This window comes from Lysobacter sp. CA199 (assembly GCF_052078715.1).
Taxonomy (GTDB): domain Bacteria; phylum Pseudomonadota; class Gammaproteobacteria; order Xanthomonadales; family Xanthomonadaceae; genus Lysobacter.
In genome coordinates, this window is sequence record NZ_JBQJIL010000012.1 from 203,099 (window position 1) to 228,499 (window position 25,401).

At 62.1% G+C, this 25,401-nt stretch carries 27 protein-coding genes; 20 read left to right on the top strand and 7 right to left on the bottom strand.

Going from position 1 to position 25,401, the window contains the following annotated elements:
- Window positions 1–42: 42 nt before the first annotated feature.
- Entirely contained in the window at window positions 43–405 is a 363-nt protein-coding gene (locus ACTOWJ_RS22185; RefSeq protein WP_441336784.1) for a hypothetical protein, read from the top strand.
- A gap of 276 nt (window positions 406–681) precedes the next feature.
- On the opposite strand, the gene ACTOWJ_RS22190 is transcribed toward ACTOWJ_RS22185, so the two are convergent.
- The gene (locus ACTOWJ_RS22190) at window positions 682–1,311 is read right to left on the bottom strand and encodes a flavodoxin family protein (protein ID WP_441336785.1); all 630 of its coding nucleotides are present in this window, start codon (window positions 1,309–1,311) and stop codon (window positions 682–684) included.
- Between the two features lie 104 nt (window positions 1,312–1,415).
- Here ACTOWJ_RS22190 and ACTOWJ_RS22195 point away from each other — a divergent pair, with 104 nt between their 5' ends.
- Window positions 1,416–2,306 (top strand): LysR family transcriptional regulator, encoded by an 891-nt coding sequence (locus ACTOWJ_RS22195; RefSeq protein WP_441336786.1) that lies wholly within the window; start codon window positions 1,416–1,418, stop codon window positions 2,304–2,306.
- Window positions 2,307–2,348: 42 nt separating this feature from the next.
- Window positions 2,349–2,399 (top strand): DUF6053 domain-containing protein, encoded by a 51-nt coding sequence (locus tag ACTOWJ_RS22200; protein WP_441336855.1) that lies wholly within the window; start codon window positions 2,349–2,351, stop codon window positions 2,397–2,399.
- Window positions 2,400–2,481: 82 nt separating this feature from the next.
- Here the strand turns inward: ACTOWJ_RS22200 and ACTOWJ_RS22205 are convergent, their stop codons facing one another.
- The gene (locus ACTOWJ_RS22205) at window positions 2,482–3,360 is read right to left on the bottom strand and encodes a LysR family transcriptional regulator (protein WP_441336787.1); all 879 of its coding nucleotides are present in this window, start codon (window positions 3,358–3,360) and stop codon (window positions 2,482–2,484) included.
- A gap of 85 nt (window positions 3,361–3,445) precedes the next feature.
- On the opposite strand from ACTOWJ_RS22205, the gene ACTOWJ_RS22210 reads away from it, so the two are divergent.
- Together ACTOWJ_RS22210 and ACTOWJ_RS22215 are read left to right on the top strand one after the other, a co-directional pair.
- Entirely contained in the window at window positions 3,446–4,090 is a 645-nt protein-coding gene (locus ACTOWJ_RS22210; RefSeq protein WP_441336788.1) for a glutathione binding-like protein, read from the top strand.
- Window positions 4,087–4,416: a DMT family transporter gene (locus tag ACTOWJ_RS22215; RefSeq protein WP_441336789.1), complete on the top strand. Its 330-nt coding sequence runs from the start codon at window positions 4,087–4,089 to the stop codon at window positions 4,414–4,416. Before ACTOWJ_RS22210 ends, ACTOWJ_RS22215 begins: the two co-directional genes overlap by 4 nt.
- Window positions 4,417–4,569: 153 nt before the next feature.
- Here ACTOWJ_RS22215 and ACTOWJ_RS22220 read toward each other — a convergent pair whose 3' ends face one another.
- Window positions 4,570–5,085, bottom strand: a complete 516-nt coding sequence (locus tag ACTOWJ_RS22220) for an REP-associated tyrosine transposase (RefSeq protein ID WP_441336790.1) — start codon at window positions 5,083–5,085, stop codon at window positions 4,570–4,572.
- A gap of 398 nt (window positions 5,086–5,483) precedes the next feature.
- On the opposite strand from ACTOWJ_RS22220, the gene aceE reads away from it, so the two are divergent.
- Complete coding sequence (gene aceE / locus ACTOWJ_RS22225; protein ID WP_441336791.1) at window positions 5,484–8,189, top strand: pyruvate dehydrogenase (acetyl-transferring), homodimeric type; 2,706 nt, start codon at window positions 5,484–5,486, stop codon at window positions 8,187–8,189.
- Window positions 8,190–8,291: 102 nt separating this feature from the next.
- On the top strand, window positions 8,292–9,866 hold the full coding sequence (locus tag ACTOWJ_RS22230) for an ATP-binding protein (RefSeq protein ID WP_441336792.1): 1,575 nt from the start codon (window positions 8,292–8,294) through the stop codon (window positions 9,864–9,866).
- Window positions 9,867–10,266: 400 nt separating this feature from the next.
- Here the strand turns inward: ACTOWJ_RS22230 and ACTOWJ_RS22235 are convergent, their stop codons facing one another.
- Window positions 10,267–10,866, bottom strand: a complete 600-nt coding sequence (locus ACTOWJ_RS22235; protein WP_441336793.1) for a hypothetical protein — start codon at window positions 10,864–10,866, stop codon at window positions 10,267–10,269.
- 200 nt (window positions 10,867–11,066) lie between these two features.
- On the opposite strand from ACTOWJ_RS22235, the gene ACTOWJ_RS22240 reads away from it, so the two are divergent.
- The 5 genes from ACTOWJ_RS22240 to ACTOWJ_RS22260 all read left to right on the top strand — a co-directional run bounded on the left by ACTOWJ_RS22240 (window position 11,067) and on the right by ACTOWJ_RS22260 (window position 13,930).
- Entirely contained in the window at window positions 11,067–11,420 is a 354-nt protein-coding gene (locus ACTOWJ_RS22240; RefSeq protein ID WP_441336794.1) for a helix-turn-helix domain-containing protein, read from the top strand.
- A gap of 106 nt (window positions 11,421–11,526) precedes the next feature.
- Window positions 11,527–11,763 (top strand): Imm32 family immunity protein, encoded by a 237-nt coding sequence (locus tag ACTOWJ_RS22245; RefSeq protein ID WP_441336795.1) that lies wholly within the window; start codon window positions 11,527–11,529, stop codon window positions 11,761–11,763.
- Between the two features lie 98 nt (window positions 11,764–11,861).
- Window positions 11,862–12,890, top strand: a complete 1,029-nt coding sequence (locus ACTOWJ_RS22250) for an HNH endonuclease (RefSeq protein ID WP_441336796.1) — start codon at window positions 11,862–11,864, stop codon at window positions 12,888–12,890.
- 26 nt (window positions 12,891–12,916) lie between these two features.
- Window positions 12,917–13,747 carry a hypothetical protein gene (locus tag ACTOWJ_RS22255; protein ID WP_441336797.1) on the top strand — a complete coding sequence of 277 codons (831 nt, stop codon included), beginning with the start codon at window positions 12,917–12,919 and terminating at the stop codon, window positions 13,745–13,747.
- Window positions 13,748–13,774: 27 nt separating this feature from the next.
- Window positions 13,775–13,930: a hypothetical protein gene (locus ACTOWJ_RS22260; protein ID WP_441336798.1), complete on the top strand. Its 156-nt coding sequence runs from the start codon at window positions 13,775–13,777 to the stop codon at window positions 13,928–13,930.
- 717 nt (window positions 13,931–14,647) lie between these two features.
- On the opposite strand, the gene ACTOWJ_RS22265 is transcribed toward ACTOWJ_RS22260, so the two are convergent.
- Window positions 14,648–15,169, bottom strand: a complete 522-nt coding sequence (locus tag ACTOWJ_RS22265) for a hypothetical protein (RefSeq protein ID WP_441336799.1) — start codon at window positions 15,167–15,169, stop codon at window positions 14,648–14,650.
- Between the two features lie 61 nt (window positions 15,170–15,230).
- Here ACTOWJ_RS22265 and ACTOWJ_RS22270 point away from each other — a divergent pair, with 61 nt between their 5' ends.
- From ACTOWJ_RS22270 to ACTOWJ_RS22290, 5 genes are all read left to right on the top strand, one after another.
- A complete protein-coding gene (locus tag ACTOWJ_RS22270) occupies window positions 15,231–16,406 on the top strand; it encodes an XVIPCD domain-containing protein (protein ID WP_441336800.1) in 1,176 nt (391 codons plus the stop codon).
- Window positions 16,403–16,660, top strand: a complete 258-nt coding sequence (locus ACTOWJ_RS22275; protein ID WP_441336801.1) for a hypothetical protein — start codon at window positions 16,403–16,405, stop codon at window positions 16,658–16,660. Before ACTOWJ_RS22270 ends, ACTOWJ_RS22275 begins: the two co-directional genes overlap by 4 nt.
- 252 nt (window positions 16,661–16,912) lie before the next feature.
- Window positions 16,913–17,326 carry a DUF6869 domain-containing protein gene (locus ACTOWJ_RS22280; protein WP_441336802.1) on the top strand — a complete coding sequence of 138 codons (414 nt, stop codon included), beginning with the start codon at window positions 16,913–16,915 and terminating at the stop codon, window positions 17,324–17,326.
- Between the two features lie 58 nt (window positions 17,327–17,384).
- Window positions 17,385–18,032, top strand: coding sequence for a hypothetical protein (locus ACTOWJ_RS22285; protein ID WP_441336803.1), 648 nt, complete (start codon window positions 17,385–17,387; stop codon window positions 18,030–18,032).
- A 298-nt stretch (window positions 18,033–18,330) separates the two neighbouring features.
- Window positions 18,331–18,810, top strand: a complete 480-nt coding sequence (locus tag ACTOWJ_RS22290) for a VOC family protein (RefSeq protein ID WP_441336804.1) — start codon at window positions 18,331–18,333, stop codon at window positions 18,808–18,810.
- 64 nt (window positions 18,811–18,874) lie between these two features.
- Here ACTOWJ_RS22290 and ACTOWJ_RS22295 read toward each other — a convergent pair whose 3' ends face one another.
- Window positions 18,875–20,386, bottom strand: a complete 1,512-nt coding sequence (locus ACTOWJ_RS22295) for an FAD-dependent monooxygenase (protein WP_441336805.1) — start codon at window positions 20,384–20,386, stop codon at window positions 18,875–18,877.
- 544 nt (window positions 20,387–20,930) lie between these two features.
- On the opposite strand from ACTOWJ_RS22295, the gene ACTOWJ_RS22300 reads away from it, so the two are divergent.
- Window positions 20,931–21,575: a hypothetical protein gene (locus ACTOWJ_RS22300; RefSeq protein WP_441336806.1), complete on the top strand. Its 645-nt coding sequence runs from the start codon at window positions 20,931–20,933 to the stop codon at window positions 21,573–21,575.
- Between the two features lie 398 nt (window positions 21,576–21,973).
- Window positions 21,974–22,903 carry a hypothetical protein gene (locus tag ACTOWJ_RS22305; protein WP_441336807.1) on the top strand — a complete coding sequence of 310 codons (930 nt, stop codon included), beginning with the start codon at window positions 21,974–21,976 and terminating at the stop codon, window positions 22,901–22,903.
- 154 nt (window positions 22,904–23,057) lie between these two features.
- On the opposite strand, the gene ACTOWJ_RS22310 is transcribed toward ACTOWJ_RS22305, so the two are convergent.
- Entirely contained in the window at window positions 23,058–24,734 is a 1,677-nt protein-coding gene (locus ACTOWJ_RS22310) for a hypothetical protein (protein WP_441336808.1), read from the bottom strand.
- 259 nt (window positions 24,735–24,993) lie between these two features.
- Between ACTOWJ_RS22310 and ACTOWJ_RS22315 the strand changes: the two genes are divergently transcribed.
- Complete coding sequence (locus ACTOWJ_RS22315; protein WP_441336809.1) at window positions 24,994–25,263, top strand: hypothetical protein; 270 nt, start codon at window positions 24,994–24,996, stop codon at window positions 25,261–25,263.
- Window positions 25,264–25,401: the final 138 nt, after the last annotated feature.

Consider the following 25,401-nt stretch of genomic DNA (forward strand, 5'->3'; position numbering starts at 1 on the left):
CTTTTCGCTCAGATCGCCAATAACCCCCAAGGTCCGCCCCGCATGAGCTGGTACCTCACCCTGCGCCCCGCCTCATCGCAAGCCGAGCCGGCGGACACCGTGGACCTCATCGCCTACCTCGACGCGCAGCCCGAGCTGCGCCAGATCGGCCCGGTCGAATTCGAATCGGTACCCGGCCAACCGCAGATGCTGATGATCCTGGCCAAGACCAACCCGAACGGCGGCTACAGCAGCGACGGCAAATTCATCCCGCGGATCGACATCGTCGAACTGATCTGCCCGTACTCCGAACCGCCCGCGTGGTACGACGCCCTGGCCGCGCGCATCGCCGCGTTTCTGGGCTGGCAAGCGATCGAAGAAAGCGAATCCCGCCAGATCTGGCCGCGCCAAGAAAACCGACTGTAGGAGCGCCGCGAGCCGCGACCGCGCCATCGCGCTTGCGTCGTAACTGAGAGGTCGCGGTCGCGGCTTGCGCCGCTCCTACATGAGCAATCATCGAGCTGATTTGCCCGCCATGCCCGCGCGCATAGCGGTCGAAGAAAGCGAATCCCGCCAGATTTGGTCGTGGTAAGGCAGCCGACTGTAGGAGCGGCGCAAGCCGCGACCGCGCCATCGCGCGTGCGTCGTAACTGAGAGGTCGTGGTCGTGGCTTGCGCCGCTCCTACCGGCGCCGGCGGCACCTCACCGCAGCGAATCCACGTGATAATCCGCGTGCGCCCGCTCGAAGAACTCGCGGCCCAAGGCCTCGGCCGAGGCCAGCGGCTCCCGCGGATCGTCCGACACGCCGCCGCGCTGATCGCCTTGACCGTGCACCACGCCGATGAACTGCGAATGCGTGTAACGGGCGTATTCCTGCATCTGGTGGACCATGCTCAGCGCGATCGACGGATAGATCTCCTCCGACGCGGTCAGCAGCGCCACCCGCTTGCCCTGGATGCGCTGGCGCACCCGCGCCGAATCCGGGTAGCTGCGCGCCACGAAACAGAACATGCGGTCGAAGAACGCCTTGGCCTGCGCCGACATGCCGTACCAGTACACCGGCGAGCACAACGCCAGCCCGTCGGCTTCGAGGAAACGGTCGAAAAAGAAGTCGCTGTAGCCGTCGTCGATGCGGCAGCGGCCGTGCTCGTCGCGGCATTGGCGGCAATCGCGCAGCAGGGAGCGCAGGTGGTCGTCGACGAATTCCAGCGAGGCGTCCAACCCGGCCGCCCGCGCGCCGCGCAAGGTGGCCTGGGCGAGCGCGGCGCTGTTGCCGTTGCGGCGAGGGCTGGCGACGAGGATCAGCAGGCGGCGAGGGTGGGGCGAGGTCATGGCAGCGGCGGTCCGAAGAGGGCTGCAATGAATCTAGTTCCGCCCACTGTCCGGCTCAAATGACGATAATTGAGCCGGCATGAGCCAAATTCAGGTCTGAAGCCATGTTCGTCGAACTCCCCCTGACCGCCTTGCGCAGCTTCGAAGCCGCCGCGCGTCTGTGCAGCTTCAAGGCCGCCGCCGAGGAACTGCACGTGACCCCGACCGCGATCTCGCACCAGATCCGGCAACTCGAAAACTGGCTAGGCCGCGCCTTGTTCCAGCGCCAGCCGCGCGGCGTGGCCTTGACCGACGACGGCCGCCGGCTGTTCCGCGACGTGCACGGCGCCCTGCTCGAAGTCGCCCAGTCCGTTGCCGTGCTGCGCCCGCGGCCCGACACCGGCGGCCTCACCGTCACCACCACCGCATCCTTCGCGGCGTTGTGGCTGGTGCCGCGGCTGGGCCGGTTCTACGCCCGTCACTCGGGCATCGCAGTGCGCATCGATACGTGCGCGCGGCCGATCGACCTGGAGCAGGACGCCAGCGTCGATATCGCGATCCGCTACGGCGGCGCGGTGCCGGCCGGCCTGCACCGGCACGGCGCGATGCAGGAGTTCTTCGGCGTGTACGGCGCGGTGGGGCAAGCGCGCGCGGAAGCGGCGAAACAGCCGCCGACGCTGATCACCGTGGAGTGGGGCGGCTCGCAGTTGTACGAGTGCACTTGGGAAAAGTGGTGCGCCGCCGCCGGCCTGGACTGGATGCAGCGCACACCGAGGATGCGCGCCTACGACGAGGAGCACTACGCCTTGTACGCGGCCGGGGCCGGGCAGGGCTTGGTCCTGGCCAGTTCGGTGGTCACCGCCGGCAGCGTCGCGCGCGGCCTGTTGGAACCGTATCGGCCCGAAATCAGCGTGCCAGGCGAGACGTATCACGTGCTGTGCGTCCCGGGGCGCGAACGGCATCCGCCGGTGAAGGCGTTTTTGAGATGGCTCGATGAGGAGATGAGTCCTTCGTAGCCGCAGGTTCGCAACACACGCCGCATTGCCGCGAAATCTTTTGTGGGAGGGCCTTCAGGCCCGACGCTTTTCGATCAGATCGCCGCTGACTGAAAGAAAAGCGTCGGGCCTGAAGGCCCTCCCACAAAAGACCTCGCAGCAATCACGGTAGCTGCTTTCACGACAGGTGCCGCCCTCACCGCACCTCGACCCGCTCCGGCAACCACCGCATCGCAAACTCCCGCAACAACTTCACCCGCGCCGAGCGCCGCATGTCCGGGTGAATCGCGAACCACAACTCGGTCGGCACCTCGGTCATCGGCGCCGAAATCCGCTTCACTCCACCGGCCGCATCGGCGTAATAGCAAGGCAGCAAGGCTCGCCCGATCCCCGCCTGACACGCCGCCAACGCCGCAGGCAGCGAGTTGACCCGCATCGCGATCCGCTCCGGCGCCACGTTCGTACGCAACCAATGCGCCGACGACAGATGCGACAGCACATCGTCGAAACCGATCCAATCGCCGTCGGCCAAACCCGCGCGCTTACCGATCTTGGTCGCGCCGGCCGCATACGCTGCGGTCGAAATCGACGCGATCCGCCGCACCGACAAGCCATCGGGCATCAACGCGCTCGCACGCAACGCCACGTCCGCATCGGGCTGCTGCAGATTCACGAACGCATTGGCGACGATCAAGTCGCAACGCACCTGCGGATGCTCGGCGCTGAACGCCGCGCACATCCGCGCCGCGACGCCGGCCAGCGTGTCGGGCAGGGTGATGCGCAAGCGTCCTTCGGCCTGCGTGTCGCGCCCGGCCAACTGACGCTGCAGCCGATCGGCATCGTCGAGAATCCGCTGCGCCGCCGCGATCGCGATGGCCCCGGCCTCCGTCGCCACATACCCGCTGCGACTGCGCCGGAACAACGCCGCGCCCGCGCGCGCCTCGATCGCCGCCAAGCGCCGGAACGCACTGGAATGATCCAGCGCCAAGGCCTTGGCCGCGCCGCTGAGGCTGCCGTGCGCGCCGATCGCGCGCAGCAGATCGAAGTCTTCCAAAGACAGACGAGGTTGTCGCATCCGCAAGCAATCCTTGTATTCGCGCCGTATTCCGGGCATCGGGGCGTTCGATGAGAGTAGCGCCACTCCCCCACGGACACACGCGATGAAGCTCTACTACACCCCGCACACCTGCTCCTTCGCCCCGCACATCGTCCTGCGCGAACTGGGTATCGACGCCGAACTGAGCCGCGTGCGCATCGGCCCCGACCCCAGCGTCGTCGCCGACGGCCGCGACTTCCGCGAACTCGGCGCATTGGCCTACGTGCCGCTGCTGGAACTCGACGACGGCCGCGTGCTGCACGAAGGCGTGTCGATCCTGCAATACCTCGCCGACCTGCACCCCGACAGCGGCCTCGCCCCCGCGCACGGCAGCGTCGAGCGGATCGAGTTGAACCAGTGGCTGATCTTCATCAGCTCCGAACTGCACAAACTCTTCAGCCCCTGGCTGTTCCATCCCGAGTACGGCGAAACCCCGGCCAAGATCGCACGCGACCGCCTGCAGCCGCGCCTGGCGTTGGTCGACGCACATCTGGCGAAGAACGAATTCGTCCTCGGCCAGCGTTTCAGTATCGCCGACGCCTACCTCTACACCATCGCCGGCTGGACCCGCGCGCTGAAGATGGACATGACCGCGTACCCGAACCTCGATGCCTACCTCGACCGCATCGGCCAGCGCGACAGCGTCCGCGATGCGCTGCGCCGCGAACGCGAGGATGCGCGGGTGCGAGCCGAGAGCGCCCGCGCATGAAAGCCTCGACCGCATGGACCATGCTGATCGCCGCCGGTTTGATCGACGTGGCCTGGGCCTTGTCGATGAAACTCTCGCAGGGCTACACCCGGCCGGGTTGGACAGCCGTCTCGCTGATCTCGCTGGCCGCCTTCGTCTGGCTGCTGGGCCGCGCGCTGACCGCATTGCCGGTCGGCGTCGCCTATGCCGTGTGGACCGGCATCGGCGCCGCCGGCACCGTGCTGATCGGCTCGATGATGTTCGGCGAATCGATTACGCCGCTGAAACTGGGCGGGGTAGGGCTGATTGTCGGCGGCATCGTGCTGCTGCGCAGTGCGCCGGGGTGAGCGACGCGGTGTGGCGGTTGTTCGCGTCGTTGTTCAATTGACGCGGTCGCGGCTCGCGCCGCTCCTACATGAGCTACCTGTAGGAACGGCGCAAGCCGCGACCGCGCAACCAAACGCCGTGACCGTCACCCGATCACAACCACACAACCCCAATCACCTGCGCGCCCAAACCGCCCCCCAATACGGATACTCCCGCACCCGCCGCACCAACCCCGCCCGGACCGGATTCATCACCACATACCGCGCCGTCGCCAACAGCGCGTCCTCGCGACGCAACGCCTGATCGTGATACGCCCGCGCCCAAACCGCCGCCGGCACCACTTGGCCCAGCACCGCCCGCACCCGTCGCGAACTCGCGCATTTGAGCTGCCGCGCCAATGCCGGCAAACAATCGCGCTCATCCAATTCGACCAGCCCGTGCCAGTGATCCGGCATCAACACCCAAGCCAACAACGTCGAATGCCGCCACGACCGCGCATCCAACAACGCCGACACCGCCGCCTCGGCCAAGCGCGTATCGGCGAACCAAGGCTGCCGGTGTTCAGTCACGAAGGTCAGCAGATAAATGCGCCCTGCCTCGGAAGCGCGCCCGCGCCGCAACGCAGCATGGCCACGTTTTGTCGCGAGAGTAGCGATGGGAACAGATACGGGAGCAAGCAATTCGTCCATGCACCAACCGTCGCTTGGCCGGACCTTTCGCCAAATCGGGAAAAACCGTCGCCGCGTGTCGGGTTAATCCAGATTCCGCCGTAGCACCGTCGCCCGAAACAGCGAGGTCGCGGCTCGCGCCGCTCCTACAGTCGGAAACGCCCCACCCGCCGCCCTGTAGGAGCGGCGCAAGCCGCGACCACGAAACCACACCCACAGCAAATCCAAACGCAAATCGCCCCACCACACGCCCCCGTATCCACCCGTCCAGCCACCGTCCTCAAACCCCCTAGCCAATACGAACTACCCCGCCCCACCGACCACCCAAAGCAAGCCGAACCCCGCCCCCCGTTTGTTAGACTCCACGCTCTAATCCGCCCCCACAAAACACGAGGCGCGGCCACGGGGCCGCGAGATAGATGAACCAGCCGCTTGCCAGCTCTCTGCACGACCTCCTGCTGAACGACCCCGACCCGACCGAAACCCAGGAATGGGTCGAATCCGTCCAGGCCGTCATCGCCCGCGACGGCGCCGAGCGCGCCCATCAGCTGCTGGAAGGCATGGTCGAGGTCACCCGCCGCGCCGGCGCCCACCTCCCGTTCCAGCCAACTACCGAATACATCAACACCATCCCCGTACACATGGAGGCCAAGAGCCCCGGCGACAACGCGATGGAATGGCGGATCCGCTCGCTGATCCGCTGGAACGCCATGGCCATGGTCGTCCGCGCCAACCGCAAGCCCGGCGACCTCGGCGGCCACATCGCCAGCTTCGCCTCCGCGGCCACCCTCTACGACGTCGGCTTCAACCACTTCTGGCGCGCGCCCTCGGCCGACCACCCGGGCGACTTGATCGGCGTACAAGGCCACAGCTCCCCCGGCATCTACGCGCGCTCCTTCCTCGAAGGCCGCATGAGCGAATCCCAGCTCGACAACTTCCGCATGGAAGTCGACGGCCGCGGCGTCAGCTCCTACCCGCACCCGTGGCTGATGCCCGATTACTGGCAAGTCCCGACCGTATCGATGGGCCTGGGCCCCATCAGCGCCATCTACCAGGCGCGCAACTGGAAATACCTCGAAGGCCGCGGCCTGATGCCGAAGTCCGACCGCAAGGTCTGGGCCTTCTTGGGCGACGGCGAAACCGACGAACCCGAGTCGCTGGGCGCCATCTCTGTCGCCGGCCGCGAAGGCCTCGACAACCTGGTCTTCGTCGTCAACTGCAACCTGCAGCGCCTCGACGGCCCAGTACGCGGCAACGGCAAGATCATCCAGGAACTTGAAGGCCAATTCCGCGGCGCCGGCTGGAATGTCATCAAGACCATCTGGGGCAGCTACTGGGACCCGCTGCTCGCGCGCGACACCACCGGCAAGCTGCGCCAACTGATGATGGAAACCGTCGACGGCGAATACCAGAACTGCAAGGCCTTCGGCGGCAAATACACCCGCGACAACTTCTTCGGCAAATACCCCGAGACCGCCGCCCTCGTCGCCAACCTGTCGGATGACGACATCTGGCGCCTCAACCGCGGCGGCCACGACCCGCACAAGGTCTATGCCGCCTACCAGGAAGCCGTCAACACCAAGGACATGCCCACCGTCATCCTGGCCAAGACCGTCAAGGGCTACGGCATGGGCGCGTCGGGCGAATCGCTCAACCCGACCCACGGCACCAAGAAGATGGACGACGAGGCCGTCCGCCTGTTCCGCGACCGCTTCAACATCCCCGTTACCGACGAACAACTGAAAGACGGCGCCGTCCCGTTCTACCACCCCGGCGAAAAATCGCCGGAAGTCGAATACATGCTCGAGCGCCGCAAGGCCCTCGGCGGCTTCCTGCCGCAGCGCCGCCGCAAAGCCAGCACCTCGCTGGACGTGCCCAAGCTCGAAGCCTTCGACCGCCTGCTCAAGAGCACCGGCGAACGCGAAATCAGCACCACCATGTCGTTCGTGCAAGCGCTCAACATCGCCCTGCGCGACAAACAAGTCGGCCCGCGCATCGTCCCCATCGTGGCCGATGAAGCGCGCACCTTCGGCATGGAAGGCCTGTTCCGCCAACTCGGCATCTACGCCCCGCACGGTCAGAAGTACAAGCCGGTCGATCGCGACCAACTGATGTACTACCGCGAAGACACCACCGGCCAAGTGCTGGAAGAAGGCATCACCGAAGCAGGCGCGTTCTCGTCCTGGCTCGCCGCCGCGACCAGCTACAGCACCAACGACCTGCAGATGCTGCCGTTCTACATCTACTACTCGATGTTCGGCTTCCAGCGCATCGGCGACAGCGCCTGGCAAGCCGCCGACATGCGCGCGCGCGGCTTCCTGCTCGGCGCCACCGCCGGCCGCACCACCCTCAACGGCGAAGGCCTGCAACACGAAGACGGCCACAGCATGGTCCAGGCCGGCCTGATCCCGAACTGCCGCAGCTACGACCCGACCTACAGCTTTGAGGTCGTGACCCTGCTGCAACACGGCATGCAGCGCATGCTGACCGAACAACAGGATGAGTACTGGTACCTCACCCTGATGAACGAAAACTACACCCACCCTGATATGCCCGAAGGCAGCGCCGACGGCATCATCAAGGGCATGTACCTGCTGAAGGACGCCGGCAAGCCCAAGAAAGGCGAACTGCGCGTGCAACTGCTAGGCAGCGGCACCATCCTGCGCGAAGCCATCGCCGCCGCCGAGTTGCTCGACAAAGACTTCGGCGTCACCGCGGATATCTGGTCTTGCCCGAGCTTCAACGAACTCGCTCGCGACGCGAGCGATGTTGAGCGTTGGAACCGACTCAATCCGGAAGCGAAGACCGCGCGTAAGCCGTACATCACTGAGCTGCTGGAAGGGCGTGTGGGTCCGGCGATCGCCGCGACCGACTACATCCGCATGTACCCCGAGCAAGTGCGCGCGTTCGTGCCGATGCGCTACACCGTGCTGGGCACCGACGGGTTCGGTCGTTCCGATACCCGCGCCAACTTGCGTCGTCACTTCGAAGTCGACCGGTACTACATCGCGCATGCGGCCATTGCGGCGCTGGCGGCGGAAGGGAAGATGACTGGGAAGGATGTGGCGAGGGCTATCAAGCAGTACAAGATTGATGTGGAGAAGCCGAATCCGTTGGGGGTTTGAGATATATTTTCTTGTAAAGCTTAATCTTGATTCCCTGCGTCGCTTTTTCGCGGGATTAGCCTGAAAAAAGCGGAGTTAAATTATTCGATTCTGGCGAAAAGTGTGAACGATACCCCTCAGCTTGCCTTTGATTTCCCACCCGCGCGGACGCCTGACAGTGTTACGCCCGACGAGCTTTTCGATCGTCCCACGATCGAGCTTCTCCGTGGGATAAAGGAAAGCTCCCGGTTCGAACATAAATCGGTGAGCTACTCGCCGAAAGATCTCGCCGAATATTTCAGTATGTGGGCGAATACGGCACCAGATGGTGGCGTCGTTATCGTTGGGATTGATAAGCAGGGAGTTTGGGAAGGTTGCGAGAAAGTAGGGGTTGACAAGGTTAACCGTCTAGAGCAGGCGGCGTATCAGTACTGCCCGGATTCAAATTGCAATTTTAGAAAATTCCAGTTCCTACGCGAAGATGGTGTTCAGGACTATTTGCTTCTGTTTCGAGTGAAATATCATCCTTCTAAAGTTGTTAAAACGGTCGATAAGAAGGTTTTCACGAGGAAAGGCGACAGTAAGGTTGAGCTAAAATCTCACGAAGAAATACGATCGCTCCAGATGGATAAAGGAGAGGTCTCGTTTGAGCGCGAAGACTCAACTCTTGTATTTCCCGATGATTTTGATCGTGAGCTGGTTAAAGAATTTGTTCAATCGTTTATTGAAACCCGGGGTCTCGATAATAATCACACTACGCCAGATGTATTGACGCTTGCTAAGCTTGGCAAGTTCTACGAAGGTGTTTTTCGGCCAAATATGGCTTGCGTTTTGCTGCTCGCCAAGGACCCTCGAGATGTGCTTCCGGGCGCAAGAATACGGTTCTTACGCTTTGATGGCGAATCAGAGGGGACGGGTGAGAAGTGGAATGCGGTAAAGGATATATGGATTGATGGCCCGGTCCCTTACTTGATTCAAGAGGCGGAGAAGGTTCTACTTACGCAGCTTAGAAACTTTTCCAAGCTGAATAAAGATGGGAAATTTTACACTTCGTCGGAATATCCTCGGTTTGCATGGTATGAGGCAATTGTGAATGCTTGCGTTCATCGTAGCTATGGCGACGGAATGAAGAACATGAGCATTTTTGTAAAAATGTTTGATGATCGTCTGATTGTCGAGAGTCCTGGCGCCTTCCCTCCGTTTGTAAACGAGCAAAATATCTACGATGTTCATCATCCGCGCAATCCATGTTTGATGGAGGCGATGTATTATTTGCAGTATGTGCGCTGTGCCCATGAGGGTACGAAAAGAATTCGCGAAGAAATGAAGAGTATGGAGCTTCCTCGGCCAGAGTTTGCTCAAGAGCAAGTTGGGCATGCAACGGTGCGTGTGACGTTAAGGAATAATATTAAGCAGCGAAAAGTTTGGGTGGACTCGGATGTGGCTCAATTGATTGGTGCTTCTATCGCGCGTAATCTGAGTGAATCTGAGAAGCGTGCTTTGAATTTCGCGGCCGAGTATGGGCAGATCAGCGTTAGTGAAGCGCAGAGACTAACAGGAAAGACTTGGCCTTCTGCTCGGAGTATGTTGAATCGACTGGCTGCGAAGGGATTATTAATACATATTCATCGCGATGATATTGAGCGTGATCCGCAAGCGAGGTATGTCTTTCCACCCGTTGGAAAAGGTGATGAGTAGCAAAGATTGCAGGGCATGGGAGGTAGAGTTTCGATTTATATAGAAAGATGTTGAATGCACTCAGGCCGATAGGGGTGATAGGTGTAACGCTTGTTGGCTCCATAGCTCTTCTGTTGTTCTTGCTGCGTTATGTTTCACAATCGCTGGTTCTTTCGGCCGGCATCAGCACTAAGGAGAAATCTATGGCTAAAACATTAACCTCTCGTATCCGCATTTTTCTGAGCTCCACGATAGAAACCATGTGGGCTATTGGAGTCGGGGGCGTTGTTGGACACCTATCGACCTAAGTGCATTTGAAGTGTCGCCAAACTAAAAAGCCGAGCTAACAGCTCGGCTTTTTAGTTTGGCGCGATCTGAAGTATCTAGTAGGCCGAGGAGAACCCAATTCTCATCGCCTGAATCACAGGCTCGGCCACAACGAGGCAATGTAAGCTAGTTCTGCATCGATCATTGGCTTGAGAGGTTTTTTGCCTGGTGTGTGTTCGAATATTTTCGAATTTTTTACGTCCAGGATTCCGATCCTTGCATTGTTTTTTATCAACGGCCGGAGCGTTTTCTCCATCAACTCAGTTATTAATTCGGCTCTGGGTTTTGTGAGCTTTTCCGATTTCATATACATTTTCACTATGTAATTGAGGCCATCAATATTAATCCCAAGTTCCGGGTTCACTGAGACATCAATTCCTGAGTTGCTATATGTCGAGGTTGCCGGTGTAAACCACGAAAGTGTTCTCTTGCCCCACCATTTTGAATAGCCTTTTACCATGCCTGGGTAATGAGCTAATCGTTTTTCGTCTGTCGTTTTCAATAGGATGCTTTTAAGTTCAGACTTTTCGTCATCACGTTTATGCAATTCAATGATCCCGTCACGGAATATTTTATAGAAATCCTGTGCGGGGCCATATTCAGGACGATTCTTTATCTGAGCCACCTTAGTCGCTTTGGGCGTTCCAGACTTGGAAACAACATCTACGAAGTCGGTCAAAGATATCTTTGCCATTCCTTGTATCCCCCTGTTAGTAGTTGCGTTGATCTATCTTCACGCAAGGCGGCGTTCAGAACGAACGCATAGATACAAACGCGTTTGGATACGGAGCCGGGCCAGCAGCTTGAACTCTTATGGTTCAAGCGGTCGGGCTAGACATGTAGTTACGTTTAACGTAATTTACGCTCCGAAGGTTTGAAGCCATCCTTCTACACATGGCCCAGACCGAAGTAGACGCCCGCTCAATCTTTGCCCAGCGCTTGAAGCAGGCCAGGGAAGATGCCGGGCTAACCCAAAAGGAGCTGGGTATGACCATAGGTCTACCGCAAGAAACCGCGGCCGTGCGGATCAACCGCTACGAGAAGGCGGTCCATGACGCCGATCTGGCGACCGCGCGCCGCATCGCCGAGGCCTTGGGCGTCCCGCTCGCCTTCCTCTACGCCGAAACCGACACCATGGCCGAGGCCATCCTGACCTTGGGCCTGTTGTCCAAACCCGAGCAGCGCAAGGCCGTGGCCGACCTCAAGGCCCGCCTGACCCAGTCGGTCGCCGCGCGCGACAAGTCCTAGTCGCCACGGCCATTCGGCGCGCGCATCACGCATCATGTTGGCCCCAGGGGCGCGCTGACGATTAGGCGACGCCCCGGCTTCCCAATAGGACCTGCGCAGGCAATGTATGAAGATCAGAGGCTATAGCGTCGAAAGCGACGAGGCAGAAGAAGCCCGCCACGTGGATCTGGCCGAGATCAATCTATGGGCCAATCCCGCCGAACTCAGGCGGATTGCCGCGTTCCTGGCCAATGCGGCCGACGCCATGGATCGTATGGGCGCCACCTATGACCATGAGCATTTGTCCGATCGCCAGCGTGGTTTCGACGATTCACCGCACTTCGTGGTGATGCGGGCGAAGTAGGGTAGGCAGCTTTGCGCAAGCCGCGCCGCCATTCCACTCGCTGCCGTCTTCGTCTCAAGGGACGTTGCGCCTGCAGCAGCTCGTAGAAACTGTGCTAATTGCGTGTCGAGTGGATTCTCCTGCGCGCGTTTGTTGGGCATCATCCGCGGATGCGCTATTGGTGGGTCAATCAGAATCAAACGTACGCACATGAGGTGCGGGGCGGCTATTTGTGGTCGCCGAAGCTCAAAGCCAACGGCCACCGCAATCCCTTTTATGAGTACATGCGAGAGGTGGCCCCGGGCGACGTTGTGTTCTCCTTTGCTGACGGGTGGATCAAGACCGTGGGCATCATTGCCTCGCACGGTTATGAGGCGCCCAAGCCACGCGAGTTCGGACAGGTCGGCGCGTACTGGGATCAGGTGGGTTGGCGGGTCGATGTGCGCTTTCACGAACTAACCTCTGCGGTCCGCCCCGCCGATCACATGACCCAGTTGGCGCCTTTGCTGCCCAAACGGTACGCACCGTTACGGGCCAATGGCCATGGCCTGCAAAGCATCTACTTGACCTTGTTGCCCGAGCCTTTTGCCTTGGCGCTGGCCGACGTAATTGGCCGTCAGGCGCATTCGATCATCAATGGCCTACGCATCGCCGATGCGGCGGTGACTCCCGTCGGGCAGGGACTGATCGAATGGGAAGAGCACCAGATCGCGGAGTTACGCGCAGACGCCGGACTCCCCGAGACCACCAAGCAAGCCGTCGTCCAAGCGCGTCGCGGCCAAGGGTTGTTCAAGCAGCGCGTCATGCAGATCGAAGCGCGATGCCGCCTTACAGGCGTAGACCGGGTGGAGCATCTGCGAGCCAGTCACTGCAAACCCTGGCGCGATGCCAGTAATCACGAGCGCCTCGACGGCGAGAACGGCTTGCTACTGACTCCCGATGCCGATCATCTCTTTGATCGGGGCTTCCTCAGCTTCGAAGACAGCGGGCGAGTTCTGATCTCTCCTGTCGCCCATATCCCATCCCTGCAACGGATGGGGCTCGATCCGGCGACGCTCGCCAATACCCATGCCTTCAGTAGTGGTCAGCGCGCTTATCTGGAATACCATCGTGCCAACGTGTTTCTGCAGGCACGTCTAAAAAGCTAAACCATTCGAATGAAGGAAGGGCGCACATGGATCTGTTCGCAACAATCTCGACATTCTTATCTAATCTAGTGGTTAGGCGGCTAGGCGATCGCGCCGCCGCACGCCACAGCGTGCGTAAAGCGCTCCCATGGTCGTCTGTGGAAAAGGTGTCGGGGCGCGCGCGAGAGATCCTTGAAAAATCCAGCGTGGGAGAAGGCTCCATTGAGCGAACAATGGCGCACCTCTGCGAGCAACTGCCGGACATGAAGCTCTCGACAATAGAGGGGTTTGTTCATGGGGCTGCGGAGATGAATCCAGAGCAGGCGCGAGCGATATGCGGCGCGCTAGGGGCGTCCTATGACTATCTGTGGCGTGGCGATGGTCGCCCCTTCTATGCGGAGGATGAGTACCCGCCTCTCGTGAAAGATTACTTCTCGCTGTTCCTAGGAGATGGTATCGAAGCCGTGCTCTTCGTCCGAGGCGACCAGATGCCACACGTCGGCTACGTGGTGCTGAAGTACGATGAGTTTCGATATCGGGTGCTGCCGCACCGTTGGCACATTAGTCGCGAGAACGGCCACGGAGGATCACTTGCGCTGTCCGAGTTAGCACGTCTAAGCGAGAACATTCACAAGACCCATTCCTACAGTGCGGTCGTCAGAGGAATCGAAGCCTCTTCGAAAATCGCTGAAGGGGTCTTAGACGGAGAGTTGCATCCTCGGTCGTTATGGGCGGAGAAATACAAGCCAAGCCACTGGTGGGATGATCTAGCCGATATCGACCACTTGCGCCCCTGCGCTAACAAATATTCGTCGCTTTACGACCAAGAATTCTTTGCCGCTCAACGTCTTATTAAGTGGGTGAGGGAAGTTGGCTAATCCCGAAATCTATCCGTCGCGTAGGCCTTGGGCGTCCCGCTCGCCTTCCTCTACGCCGAAACCGACACCATGGCCGAGGCCATCCTGACCTTGGGCCTGTTGTCCAAACCCGAGCAGCGCAAGGCCGTGGCCGACCTCAAGGCCCGCCTCGCGCAAGCGTCCGCCGGCCGCGCAGGTTCGTAAGCCGGGCTCTGGTGTGCGTAGCGCCGGCATTGCGTCGGATCGCACGGGCGTTTCCTCAGTCCGAAGCGCCACGCCGGATGCCCGTCCGGGCCTGCGTGTGGTCCCGAGCCTCATTGCGGACAGCCACGGAGGCCCTCGCGAATCCCGCTGAGGGATGACGGAGAGTGAATTCGGGACTCGCGAGAGCGAAATCCGCACTCCCGACGCCGACGCCACACTCGCGAAAGCGAAATCCACTCTCCGGCAAGCCGATTTCACTCTCGCGAATCTGAAATCCGGACTCCGGAAAGCCGACGCCGCACTCGCGAGTCCGAAATTCGCTCTCCGTAGTCCCGCCGCGGCTTTCGCGAAGCCAAAAAAGCCCTAAGGGAATGACTCGCCCGCTTTCCTTCAAGGCTTCTTCGCTTTCCGGAATGTATTTTTTGCTCATCGATGTGCCCTGTCGGCACACCTTGCCCGCGTCGCGGCCTTCCGCTGGAGCGCCGATGACTAGGGATAGGGAAGGGGCGTCGTCTTGAATCCGGGCGCGCGCTGCCGCGCGGAGAGTTCGACGCGCTTGTCTGGAACCTCCCTGCTGTGCCCCGCGTATGCCTGTCCAAAGCTGAGGTTTGGCGAGTGAGGCGAACGCGCGCGCGTTGTCTATCTCAAAGAGTTGCTTCGCCAACAAGTAACATGATGCCGCCTACATGCGTCGCCATGCACCCGATCTCACAGGCATCAACGCGGGGTTTCCGCGATCTCCAGCGAAGTAAGGCACTGTCGCTTTAGGTCCGAAGAGGTGAGTCCGACTGACATGCCGCTGTCTGTCGCCAGATAAACGCCAGCGCGTCGGGACTGATCCAGTCGAGATGGGTCCGGGCGAGAGATTGCGATGGCTTGCTGGATCGGGAAGCAGGGCGAGCTGTCGATTTCAATCAGCACGTGGCGGCCATCGTCCATTGGTAGATAGCGTCGCACCACGTAGCCATCGTTAAGCTTCAACGGATTCTGTTGTTCGAGTTGGCTCGTAACGGCCGACTGATCGTTTATGGGGAAGTGGTTGCGAAGAGCCCCGGTCAAACGATCGAAGCCCGCAGGGCCTGTCCGAAGCGGCAGGGTGATCAAGCCTTCGATGCTAAGTTCGTCTTGTGTGTCGGCTTGACGTTGTCCTGGTGTTGAACAGGCGCTCGTCAGGCTTATCAGTGCAATAACTAGTGCCGACGCAGCGCTTTTGCGTACATCTAATGCACATATTTTCACCGTCTTCTCCCTGGCTCCGGGCGGTTCTAGCATAAGGCCTCTAGTTCACTGAAGGCAGAGCATGGAACGTCCCGAAGAGCATTCGCTGACTACGCGCAGCCAAGACTACTTGAAGGCGCATCCAGGATTTCAGGCGATGCCGTCGCGAATGCAAGACTGGATTCTTCACTCGCCCCATGCCAGCGAAGGCTTCGGCAGGTTCTTCCAGAAGGGCGGTTTTATCGAGGCGAAGGAGGAGGTGTCCTTGCCTTACTACCATGCCACCGAGCCGCCGCGGATCGTGGTGAGTAAGAAGGACTATGATGCCCTGCACGGCCCGGACGCTAAGCGGGCGATCGAGCTGGAACTGTCGATGTTCACCACCTTGGCTCATGAGATCGGGCACGACAAGTTCAATCCGGGGGCGATGCCGTTCATTGGGCAGGGCGAGCATGAGTATGTTGCCTATCGAGCAAAGCTCGAAGCCGGCGCTATCTTCAACGCGTTCCCGATCTTCACCGAACTCAAGGGATACGGTGAGTTTCAACCGCGTTGGAAAGACATCGGCTATGCGCAGGGTGGCGGGCTGGGAACCGCTGCCATTTACATAGACTGGTCCAGGGGCAGCCTGACCGATGAGCAGGCTGTTGCGAGGTTGGCCGCGCCGATTCCCAACTTTCCGTACACGCGCCAAGAACCGTTGGTTGACCAGAACAGCGATGGCGTCCTAACCCAGCGTGACGCGTACCTGCGCGATTATCGGTTGTTGATGCAGCGTTCTTCCGATCGCGGAGGAGCGCAGGTGCAAGGCTCGGAGTCTGCCGGAGAGCGCCGGCACTCTGTTTCCTCCAGCCCGGATCACTCGGATCACAATCTCTACTCCCAGATAGCCAGCCATGTACGCGATCAAGATCGGCAGCACGGCCGCCAATGGGACGAAACCAGCGAGCGCATGACTGCAAGCCTGCTGGCCTTGGCCAAAGAGGGCGGCCTGTCGCGGGTGGATCACGTGGTCTTCAGCAACAAGAGCGGCCAGGTTGCCGCCGGCGAGAACGTCTTCGTCGTGCAAGGTCGGCTGGACGACCCGGCGCACCTGCGCGCGCATATGAAAACCGACGAGGCTGCGCGTACGCCGGAGGCGGTATCGTTCGATAAAGTGGAGGCGCTCAACGAGCGCATCGCTCAGCACTCGGCTCAGGCCCAGGCGCTCGGGCAGACGCCGGACGAACCATCCAAGGGGAATATGGGTGGCCGATGACGACACTGCACTATAACGACGGCCAGGACGTGCGCCTGGGCAACAGCATCCGCTGGGGAAGCGATGCGACTGGCGTGGTCATCGTCATGATCGCCGAACAGACGGCGCTGCCCGGCCATGCGGCGGCGGAGTGGGCGTATCTCCAGCACGGATGCATGATCGAGGTCTCGACGGCTGGCTTGTTCTATTACGACGCCGAGGATCTGACGCACGACGCCAACCTGGTATTGCTGTCCCGATGGGCTGGGCCGTAACGACACCAGCCGCGAACTACGCGCGTGCAGTTGATTCGGTCGCGCAATCACGTATCATCCGGCCACCCCAACGCGCCGCACCGGCGCCTCTGCCGCCTCCCGGCCTGCTTCGCGATTCAGTCGGAATCGCCACCGCATCTCTCGATTCTTCTCCATGCTGCGCACCGTCGCCGTTCGTTCTCGGCTGTGGCGACGCTGCTTGCGACTTCCCAGTACCCGTTCCCGTAACCCGCGGCTGAGCCGCCTGATTCCATGATCTCCGAACCCTCGCTTGACGCTTGGATCGATGCATTCATCAAACTTCATCTTGAGCCCGAAGAATCCCGCATGAGTCCGGACAATCCCTTGTCCTGGGCGGACGAGCGAACCATATTCATCCTCGAAACCGTAGACCGCGAAACGATGTGGCAGTTCGTCATGGGCGTGCTGGCCCGCAATCCACCGGACGCTGTGCTCGGGTATCTGGCTGCGGGTCCGCTGGAAGACATGATCGCCGACTTCGGCGACTATTTCATTGAGCGCATCGAGCGCACGGCGCTGAACAATGCCGCGTTCCGTGAGTTGCTTCATGGGGTATGGAAGAACTGCACGCCGGATGCGATCTGGCAGCGTGTCGAGATCGCGCGTGGCGCTGCAACCGATGGCGTTGAATCTCGACTGTCTTGACCCTGTCATGCGCATGGCATCGAATCCACGCAACGGCTCAAATGCCGGGAGACGAGCCATGGCGTCGTTCCGCAGTCCACGCACAATGGATCGGTGCTCGGGTTTCCTGCTGTTGTTGCTGGCCGCATGGCCAGCAACAACCAGCGCCCAACCTCCCACTTGGCGAACCGTCAGCGACAAGGACGGCATCCGCCTGGAAGCGCGGAGTCTTCCCGACGAACGTTTCGATGAGCTTCGTGTCACCACGTCGTTGAAAGCTTCGCCGGAAACCATCGCCGACTACCTGCTCGGCAAGTACCTCGACGAAAAGAACAAGAACATCGTCCGCACCTTCATCCATCGCGGACCGGACAAGGCCGTCTGGTCCGACGTGCTCAGCACGTCGGTGGCCAGCGATCGTTGTTACTCGATGCGATTCGAGCGGCAAGCCCTCGCCAACGGCGGGATACGGGTGAAGTTCGTATCGCTCGACTATGCCGGCAAAGAACCCAAGCCCGACTGCATCGCGCTGCGCGCGCGCGGGGAGTGGACCATGACGCCGAACGGCGCGGGGACGCGATTGACGTACGCGTCTCTGACCGACATCGGCGGCAAGGCGCCCGCGTTTCTGGTGCACCGTTCGCTTTCCTCGGCCGCCGTCTCCAGCGTGCGCAAAGTGGTCGCGGGCGCGTCGGGATTGGCGCTGCCTCGGGGTATCGGGGACTGAGTGGTGCCGAGCGCCCGGAGATTGGGCGACGTTTTCCTATTGGACATGCGTCTTGTGCACACTCCGTCGATCAACGCGACGAAGCATCCGCGGATGATGGCGACGTCGCGTTGCTTTCCGAACTCCTGATTGTGTTTTTAGTCGCCGCCGCCCAGGCCCTGTTTACGAATGTGATCGGGCACGTAGCGTGGGCCATGAGACGATTACCCGTACGCCCGCGGTTTGTAGCGCGATACCGTAATCCTGCGTCCCGCTTGGCTTGAATGCGCATATCCGCCTTGGCTATAGGAGAACCGCAATGGTCAGCAAGAACACGATCTGTCTTTGGTACGGCGGCGGCGCGCTGGACGCCGCGAAGTTCTATGCGCAAACGTTTCCGGACAGCGCGGTGGGCGAGGTGCATCACGCGCCCGGCGATTATCCCGATGGCAAGCAAGGCGAGATTTTGACGGTCGAGTTCACGGTGATGGGCATCCCGTGCCTGGGCTTGAACGGCGGGCCCTCGTTCAAGCACAACGAGGCGTTTTCGTTTCAGGTCGCGACCGACGACCAGGCTGAAACGGACCGCTTGTGGAATGCGATCGTCGGCAATGGCGGCAAGGAAAGCGAATGCGGCTGGTGCAAGGACAAGTGGGGTCTGTCGTGGCAGATCACGCCGCGTGCGCTGACCGCCGCGGTCACCGATCCCGATCCGGCGGCGGCCAAGCGCGCGTTCGACGCCATGATGAAGATGCAGAAGATCGATATCGCTGCGATCGAGGCCGCACGGCGCGGTTGAAGCGTCGCGATCGATCGTTCGCCCGCGTCAGGCGGTGCGACGGCGCCGGGTCACGGCGCTGCCGTCAACGTTCGGGTTCGCCGAACCATCGCGTCGCAGCGCTGGCCGCTTCGTCCGGATCGGCGTTGCTGTCGCTCGTCCAGGCGACCACGCCATCCGGGCGCACGAGCACGGCGCTCAGACCCAACCGGTCGGTGGCGTCGCTGGCGACATAGGTGATGCGGTCGCTCCAGCGGTGTGCGAGCGCTCGGAACGGCGCATCGGCGCCGAAGTCGAGGAACAGCCCCTTGCCGTCGTGCAGCAGCTCGCCGAGTCTGGTTCCACCGCTCAACTCGAAATCGGGAGCACTACGGCCCACCAGCGGGTGGCCGTCGCCGAGGTCGTAGCGCAGGCCGACACCCCAGAGGCGTTCGGCGAAATAGGTGGCGCCATCGCGCGTGTCGACCAGGTCGCGGATGATGGCTTCGAGCGCGCGCGAACTCGGGCTGGGCCGCATCAGTGCGACTTGTGCGCGCGACCAGTCGAGCACCTGCGTGCCGACCGGATGGCGTTCGCTCTGATAGCTGTCGAGCAGATCGGCCGGCGCGTTGCCGCGCACGGTCGCGGCCAGCTTCCATCCCAGGTTCATCGCATCGCCCAGCCCGAGGTTGAGGCCTTGGCCGCCCAACGGGGAGTGAATGTGTGCGGCGTCGCCGGCGAGCAGCACTCGTCCGTTGCGGTACGCCGTGGCCTGTTGGGTGCGATCGGTCCAGGTCGTGGCCAACCGAAGCGAGGTCAACGTGACGTCGGTACCGGTGATATGCCGCAACACGTCCTGCACATGCTCCAGCGTGATCGGCTGGGTGCGGTGATAAGCGCCGCCGTCGAATGCGACCATCGCGATGGTCCCGGGCTGCATCTGAAAGTACATGCCGGTCGGCGTGTAATGACGGCCCAGCTTGAGCGTGTCCGGATCGGCGATCGTGACTTGAACCGAGTAACCGGTGAATTCGGGATCGGTGCCGGCGAATTCGAAGCCGCCGGCTTTGCGCACGATGCTGCGGCCGCCATCGCAACCGACCAGCCAGCGTGCGCGGAAGGTTTCGTCGCCGGCGCGAACGGTCACTTCGTCGTCCGACGCGTCGAGCGCTTCGACGCGCAGGCCGCGCTTGATCTCGACGCCGTTCGCGCCGGCACGCGCGGTCAGGACGGTTTCGATGTGGTCCATGTCGGCCGCCAGGTTGGTGTCGGCCGGCGTGGGCAGGCGATACCGCCAGCGCGAGCTGTCGATATTCGCGAAGTCCAAAGGAATTCCGGCGAAATGGCCGGCCTGGCGTTGCTGCTTCTGCGCGGCCGGCGCGGCCGCGTCGTCTTTCGCGCGTGGCGGGGGTGCCAGGTCGCCGAGTAATCCGCGGCGATAAAAGGCTTCGACGGTCTGCGCCGAAAGGCCGCGCCTGCCGAACGGCAGCCGCTTCAACGGCGAGTCCGGGTCCTCGACCTGTTCCAGTACCAGCACCGACAGGCCCGCCAGGCGAAGCTCGCAGGCGAGAAACAGGCCAACGGGGCCGGCACCGGCGATCATGACGTCGTAAATCAAAGGTCGTTCCTCGAGCGGGTTGGCCGTTACGGTGGGGCAGCGGAAGTCGCGTCGATTCGATTGCGATTCGGCGGCGATCAGTTTGCTTCTGCCTGCGTACTTTAATGATCGCTTGGGGTCGATAACGTACCCAGTCGGTTTGTTGGCGGTGCGGGGCGACAACAGCGGGCGTCGGGTTGCGTGTGCCCTCATCCGGCCCTTCGGGCCACCTTCTCCCGCTTGCGGGAGAAGGGACATCAGGTACGGGCCTCCCGCTTGCGGGAGAAGGGACATCAGGTACGGGCCTCCCGCTTGCGGGAGAAGGGACATCAGGTACGGGCCTCCCGCTTGCGGGAGAAGGGACATCAGGTACGGGCCTCCCGCTCGAGGGAGAAGGGAAACCAAGCAGGGGCTTCGCGCTTGCGGGAGAAGAGAAGGCACGGAGCTGTTCGACCAACGGCGATCTTCGTCTGTCCATATCGTCAATACCGGTCGGCCATCACCTATTTGACGGCCCACCCACCAGGCGCTACGGTCGGTCGCTCACCGCTACGGAGGACGGCTCTTGCGCCCGTTAATCGTTCCAACCCTCCTGGTCCTTTGCATCTCGGCCTGCAACGCCCCGGAGAGCAACACCAACCAACCCCTTCCCGCCAATTCCGGTCTGCAGCCGGTGGCTCAGAACCGTGGGGTGGCCAAGCTCAATCCGCAGCCTCAGGGTGCTCACGACGTGTTGCTGAACATTCAGGGCGCGCCGGGTCCGTTCGCAGTGGTCCTGGCTTCGGCGCAGTTCGATGTGATCAACGAGAACGAATGCGGCCAGATCGACCCCAGTTCCGGTACCGCCGCGCGCATCACCAGCCACGAGCCGCTGGTGCTCAAGCGGATGACGGGTACCGAGTATCGGGCCACGGTGTATCTCGATCAGATGCTCGACGAGGACTACTACAGTCGCGGTGTCTGCCGCTGGCAACTGACCGCGCTGCAAACCCAACTGCAGGCCACCGGCGCGAAAGAGGAGACGGTGTTCCGATCCACCCTGACGGCCGAACAGTTGCAGGCCAAACAGCCGGTGGATACGTATTACTGGAAAGGCGGATACCCGCGCTCCACCGCGGTCGGTTATCGCGACTCGGGTCATCCCACTGCCGAATCGCACAAGCCTGAATTGCGCGGTGCGTTGTTCAAGCTGACGCTGCAAGGCTTGTAGTAATGCGGTGACGCGGCGCCGGTCTGGGCGCCGCGTTCGTTTTCTCCATGCCCAGTCGTGTGCGCCGATCATCTGGCGACATGCGCCGTTACTGACACGGCATCGGTCTGCGGCATGGCGCACTATCGCCGCCGTCAAACGAATCTTCTTGCTCGCGTCCTGCGCTCGTCGCGATGCCCGCAACCATACGGTCGGGTCGATGACGATGCTCCCATCGTTGTCGATTCTGCTTGGCCGACCGCCGCAAACTTCCTCGTTGCCTGTTATGCGCCGATTGCTGCGAGCGCTTGCGGGACGTATTGCGGTAGCAAGGATGATCCCGACGATGCGCTCGATGGGTCGCGCAGCGCACCTTCGTCCGACGGTGCGTGTCCATCATTCAAGGAAGGAGAATCATCGTGTCGTCAGACAATCAATTCACCGCATTGGGGCCGGCGGCGGTCGGCTTTCAAACCAACGGTTCCAATATCGATCGCGGGGCGGAAATTCAAGGCAAGACTTTGGGCGTCCGCGGCGAAGCCGACGAAGGCGTCGGCGTGCTCGGCGTATCGAACAAGTCGTTCGGGGTATCGGGAGAATCCCTGCTGCAGCACGGCGTGCTGGGCACCTCGGAGGAAGGCGTGGGCGTCATGGGCCGCAGCGGCAAGAAAGACGGCGTGCGCGGCTTCGGAGAGCCCGGTATGTTGGGCCTGTGCGTGTCCAAGGCCAAGCACATGCCCAACGGCGTCATGGGCTTGAGCGAAGGCTCGGCGTGCGCGGGCGTGTTCGGTGGTCACCGATCGTTCGATGCGGACAATCCGCTGCTGGAAAACAGTTTGCGAAAGTTCGGAACCAGCGATGCACCGGGCGCGGGTGTGTGTGGCAAGAGCCTGGATGTCGGCGTCGGCGTGATGGGGCACAGCCGCCATGGGCACGGCGTGTCGGGCGTCAGCGACAGCGAAATCATCGGTTACGGCGTGATGGGGCGGTCGTTCAATACGGTGGGTGTGGTGGGCATTGCCGGCGACGATCCCGGCGTCAGTCTCACGGAACCGCCGCCCAGGGCCGGCGTGTATGGCTACGGCAAAGAGGCGGTGGGCGTGATGGCCTCCAGCGAAAGCAATCGCGGTGGACACTTCAAGTCGGCCAAGCTCGCGCAAATCCATCTGGTGCCGATGAAGTCGCCCGGCAAGAACGACCCCAACGGTCTGGTGGACGGCAAGAGCGGAGATCTGCTTGCGCTCGAGAACGATGACGCGGCCGGTGGCGATGTGCGTTGTAGCCTGTGGTTCTGCGTCGGCAAGAATCCGGGTTCCGGCGCGGCGCAGTGGGTGCTGATCGCGGCATAGCCGGCGCAGGGACGTTGAGGGATGCGCACGTTCCGCGCCGATGACGGCCTTCGCATCGCGGCGCCGGCGCTATCGGCGGTACGCGCCGCTGCGGCAATGCGCGGCCGTTCGCAATCACGCGCCACCCGCTCAGGGGTGGCGCGTGTCGCGCAGCTCAGGAAATCAGCAGATCGAACAATTCCCATCCGCCGATCTGCACGGCGGTGGGAATGAGAGGTCCTTTGGCTTCGTTCGTGGCGGTCACATAGCGATCGTTGGCGCGCGCCCGCAGCGCGATCGTTCCACCCGGCCGGATGTCCACCTGGAACCGCTCGCGCGTGCCGACCGTATCCCGGTTGGCGATCAGCGCGTTCTGGCGGGTGGCGTCCACCGTCACGAACTTCGCGTTGGCGTGCGACAGCAGCGCGATGTCGCCGCCGCCCGCATCGACCATGTCGAAGCGCTCCCACGGCCCCAGGGCTTCGCGGTTCGCGATCAAAGGCTCGCTGCCGTTACTCTCGGCGACCACGTAGCGGTTGTTCACCCGCGAGCGCAGGCTGAGAACGGTGGCCAGTCCGACGGTGCTGCCGGTCACCGGCGCGGTCGGCCGTACCGGTGTCAATGCAAGCGCGCCCTTGAGCATGCGGCCGCCGTCGCCGGTCAGGCGCAGGTAGTAGTCCGAGGCGCAGGGGATGCCGTCTTCGTCGAGCGCGGCGAAGTTGAAGTTGGACGGCAGGTCGTTGCTGGTTTCGGCGGTCTTGGCGATCTGGTTGCCTTCGTTGTATTCGTCGAACATCGAGATGTAGAAGCCGGCCACGCCCAGCTTGGTCAGGTGATAGAACTGGCGCCACATGAAGTTGCCGTGCGCGCGTTGGTGTTCGGCCAGATCGCCGGGCAGGATGCACGGCTGATAGTCGATGCCGTGCGCATCGCAGTACTCTTTGTCGGCGACGTTGACCGACGTGGCGAAGGCATCGACCTCGTGGATCTTGCCGATCACCCCGATCATCCACGGCGACAGCATGTCGAACTGGTTGAACACGTCCAGAAAACCCGGCCGTACCGAATCGCCGGTGCGCCACCGCGTCGGCACGCCGCCGATCACATAGCAACCCTGGCTCTTGAACCACGCCACCACGTCCGCGCATTCGGCGGCGTGGAAAGGACGGCTGTCGTCGTCGAAGCCGAAACCCCAGATGCACACCACCGGCTTGCCGTTCTGGCGCGCGTAGGCGGGCGATGCGGCCAGCGCCGACATCTTGTTGGCCCAGTCCTCTTTCATCTGCGTGCGCATCTGGGTCCAGCCGCTGACGTCGTACATGATGTAGAACTTGCGCTGGAACTGTTCCGCCGCCTGGCGCACCTTCGCCGCCATGGCGTCGCGCGTGGCGCCTTCGCCGAAGAATGGGTTGAAGCGTTGCAGGGCCACGGTGTCGATGTTGTTATGCTGCATCCAGCGGAAGTGGACGTTGACGGTGTCCTGGTCGTAGCTGGAAAACAGCCGGGCCGGCGAGCCGTTGCGCAACGGTTGGAAGTTGGTCTGATAGCCGCGGGCGTACTCGCGCATGTCGGGCCAGGACTTGATCGCGTTGTTGTTGAGATCCGGCGCGCGGCCCCAGTCGTGCGCCCAATGCCACCAGCCGTTGATCGGCGCGCCGTCGCCCGGCGCGGCGAACCAGCCTTGATAACCGACGCTGACCTTGCCGACCACATCGCCTGGGCCGCTGACCGCGGCGATGCGGTTGGCGCCCAGCGTATGCGTGGCCGCGCGGGCGATGGCTGATGCCGTGATGGCGCCGGTGGCGGCCGCGGCCGCGCTGCCGAGAAGGAAGGTGCGGCGTGAAATGCTCATGGGTGATGGCTCCGGAGTGGGGGTGGATGACGGGCGCGGCCATGCGGGCAAGACCACGCGGCGGCGGCTTTCCCTGATCCTCCTTGGTTATCCCATTCTGCGAGCGCGGCGGAGCCGCGCGTCAATGCGCCATCCGGATTAGTCCCCACGCCGGCGTCTCGTTCCGTGAGTGCGGCGCGTAGAACAAACTACGGCGCAGGCGGAGCTGGGCTGGAAGGCGGTCAAGAAAAGCGGTGGTTCATCGCGAAATGAAACTGTGTTGGGCGACAAGTCGCCGGGCGCGCGCGGCATTCTGGCGTCGTTGAGCACCGCGCGGCATTCGCTGCAGTTCTGGACGCCGTACTACATCGAGCGCCTTGAAGGCGACGCGCACGCCAAGCTGCCGAAGTGGCTGCGCGTGGTGATCAAGGTGGCGACGGTGGCGACCGATGCCGCGGTCGGCGCCGCGCTGGGTTCCAACCCGGTGACCGTCGTGGCGGCCGGACCCGCCGCGGGCGCGGCCTCGGGCATCGTGGCCGGCGCGCTGTAATCAGCGCCCTTGAGTGACGCGTGGCAGGCCCATGCGTGCATGGGGCTGCTGTTCGTGCGGGGCGCTGCGCAATCCATGCTTTGAGAATTCTCAGAATGCGCTTTCGGTCGAGGTTTAACAAAACAGTCGGCATCCGAC

Bases quoted from the DNA above. Each gene is read 5' to 3' on its own strand.
- ACTOWJ_RS22245 (WP_441336795.1), top strand. From the start codon at position 11,527: ATGAAGATCAGAGGCTATAGCGTCGAAAGCGACGAGGCAGAAGAAGCC.
- ACTOWJ_RS22290 (WP_441336804.1), top strand. From the start codon at position 18,331: ATGGTCAGCAAGAACACGATCTGTCTTTGGTACGGCGGCGGCGCGCTG.
- ACTOWJ_RS22205 (WP_441336787.1), bottom strand. From the start codon at position 3,360: ATGCGACAACCTCGTCTGTCTTTGGAAGACTTCGATCTGCTGCGCGCG.
- ACTOWJ_RS22215 (WP_441336789.1), top strand. From the start codon at position 4,087: ATGAAAGCCTCGACCGCATGGACCATGCTGATCGCCGCCGGTTTGATC.
- ACTOWJ_RS22280 (WP_441336802.1), top strand. From the start codon at position 16,913: ATGATCTCCGAACCCTCGCTTGACGCTTGGATCGATGCATTCATCAAA.
- ACTOWJ_RS22275 (WP_441336801.1), top strand. From the start codon at position 16,403: ATGACGACACTGCACTATAACGACGGCCAGGACGTGCGCCTGGGCAAC.
- ACTOWJ_RS22270 (WP_441336800.1), top strand. From the start codon at position 15,231: ATGGAACGTCCCGAAGAGCATTCGCTGACTACGCGCAGCCAAGACTAC.
- ACTOWJ_RS22240 (WP_441336794.1), top strand. From the start codon at position 11,067: ATGGCCCAGACCGAAGTAGACGCCCGCTCAATCTTTGCCCAGCGCTTG.
- aceE (WP_441336791.1), top strand. From the start codon at position 5,484: ATGAACCAGCCGCTTGCCAGCTCTCTGCACGACCTCCTGCTGAACGAC.
- ACTOWJ_RS22255 (WP_441336797.1), top strand. From the start codon at position 12,917: ATGGATCTGTTCGCAACAATCTCGACATTCTTATCTAATCTAGTGGTT.
- ACTOWJ_RS22190 (WP_441336785.1), bottom strand. From the start codon at position 1,311: ATGACCTCGCCCCACCCTCGCCGCCTGCTGATCCTCGTCGCCAGCCCT.
- ACTOWJ_RS22285 (WP_441336803.1), top strand. From the start codon at position 17,385: ATGGCGTCGTTCCGCAGTCCACGCACAATGGATCGGTGCTCGGGTTTC.
- ACTOWJ_RS22195 (WP_441336786.1), top strand. From the start codon at position 1,416: ATGTTCGTCGAACTCCCCCTGACCGCCTTGCGCAGCTTCGAAGCCGCC.
- ACTOWJ_RS22235 (WP_441336793.1), bottom strand. From the start codon at position 10,866: ATGGCAAAGATATCTTTGACCGACTTCGTAGATGTTGTTTCCAAGTCT.
- ACTOWJ_RS22210 (WP_441336788.1), top strand. From the start codon at position 3,446: ATGAAGCTCTACTACACCCCGCACACCTGCTCCTTCGCCCCGCACATC.
- ACTOWJ_RS22220 (WP_441336790.1), bottom strand. From the start codon at position 5,085: ATGGACGAATTGCTTGCTCCCGTATCTGTTCCCATCGCTACTCTCGCG.
- ACTOWJ_RS22185 (WP_441336784.1), top strand. From the start codon at position 43: ATGAGCTGGTACCTCACCCTGCGCCCCGCCTCATCGCAAGCCGAGCCG.
- ACTOWJ_RS22310 (WP_441336808.1), bottom strand. From the start codon at position 24,734: ATGAGCATTTCACGCCGCACCTTCCTTCTCGGCAGCGCGGCCGCGGCC.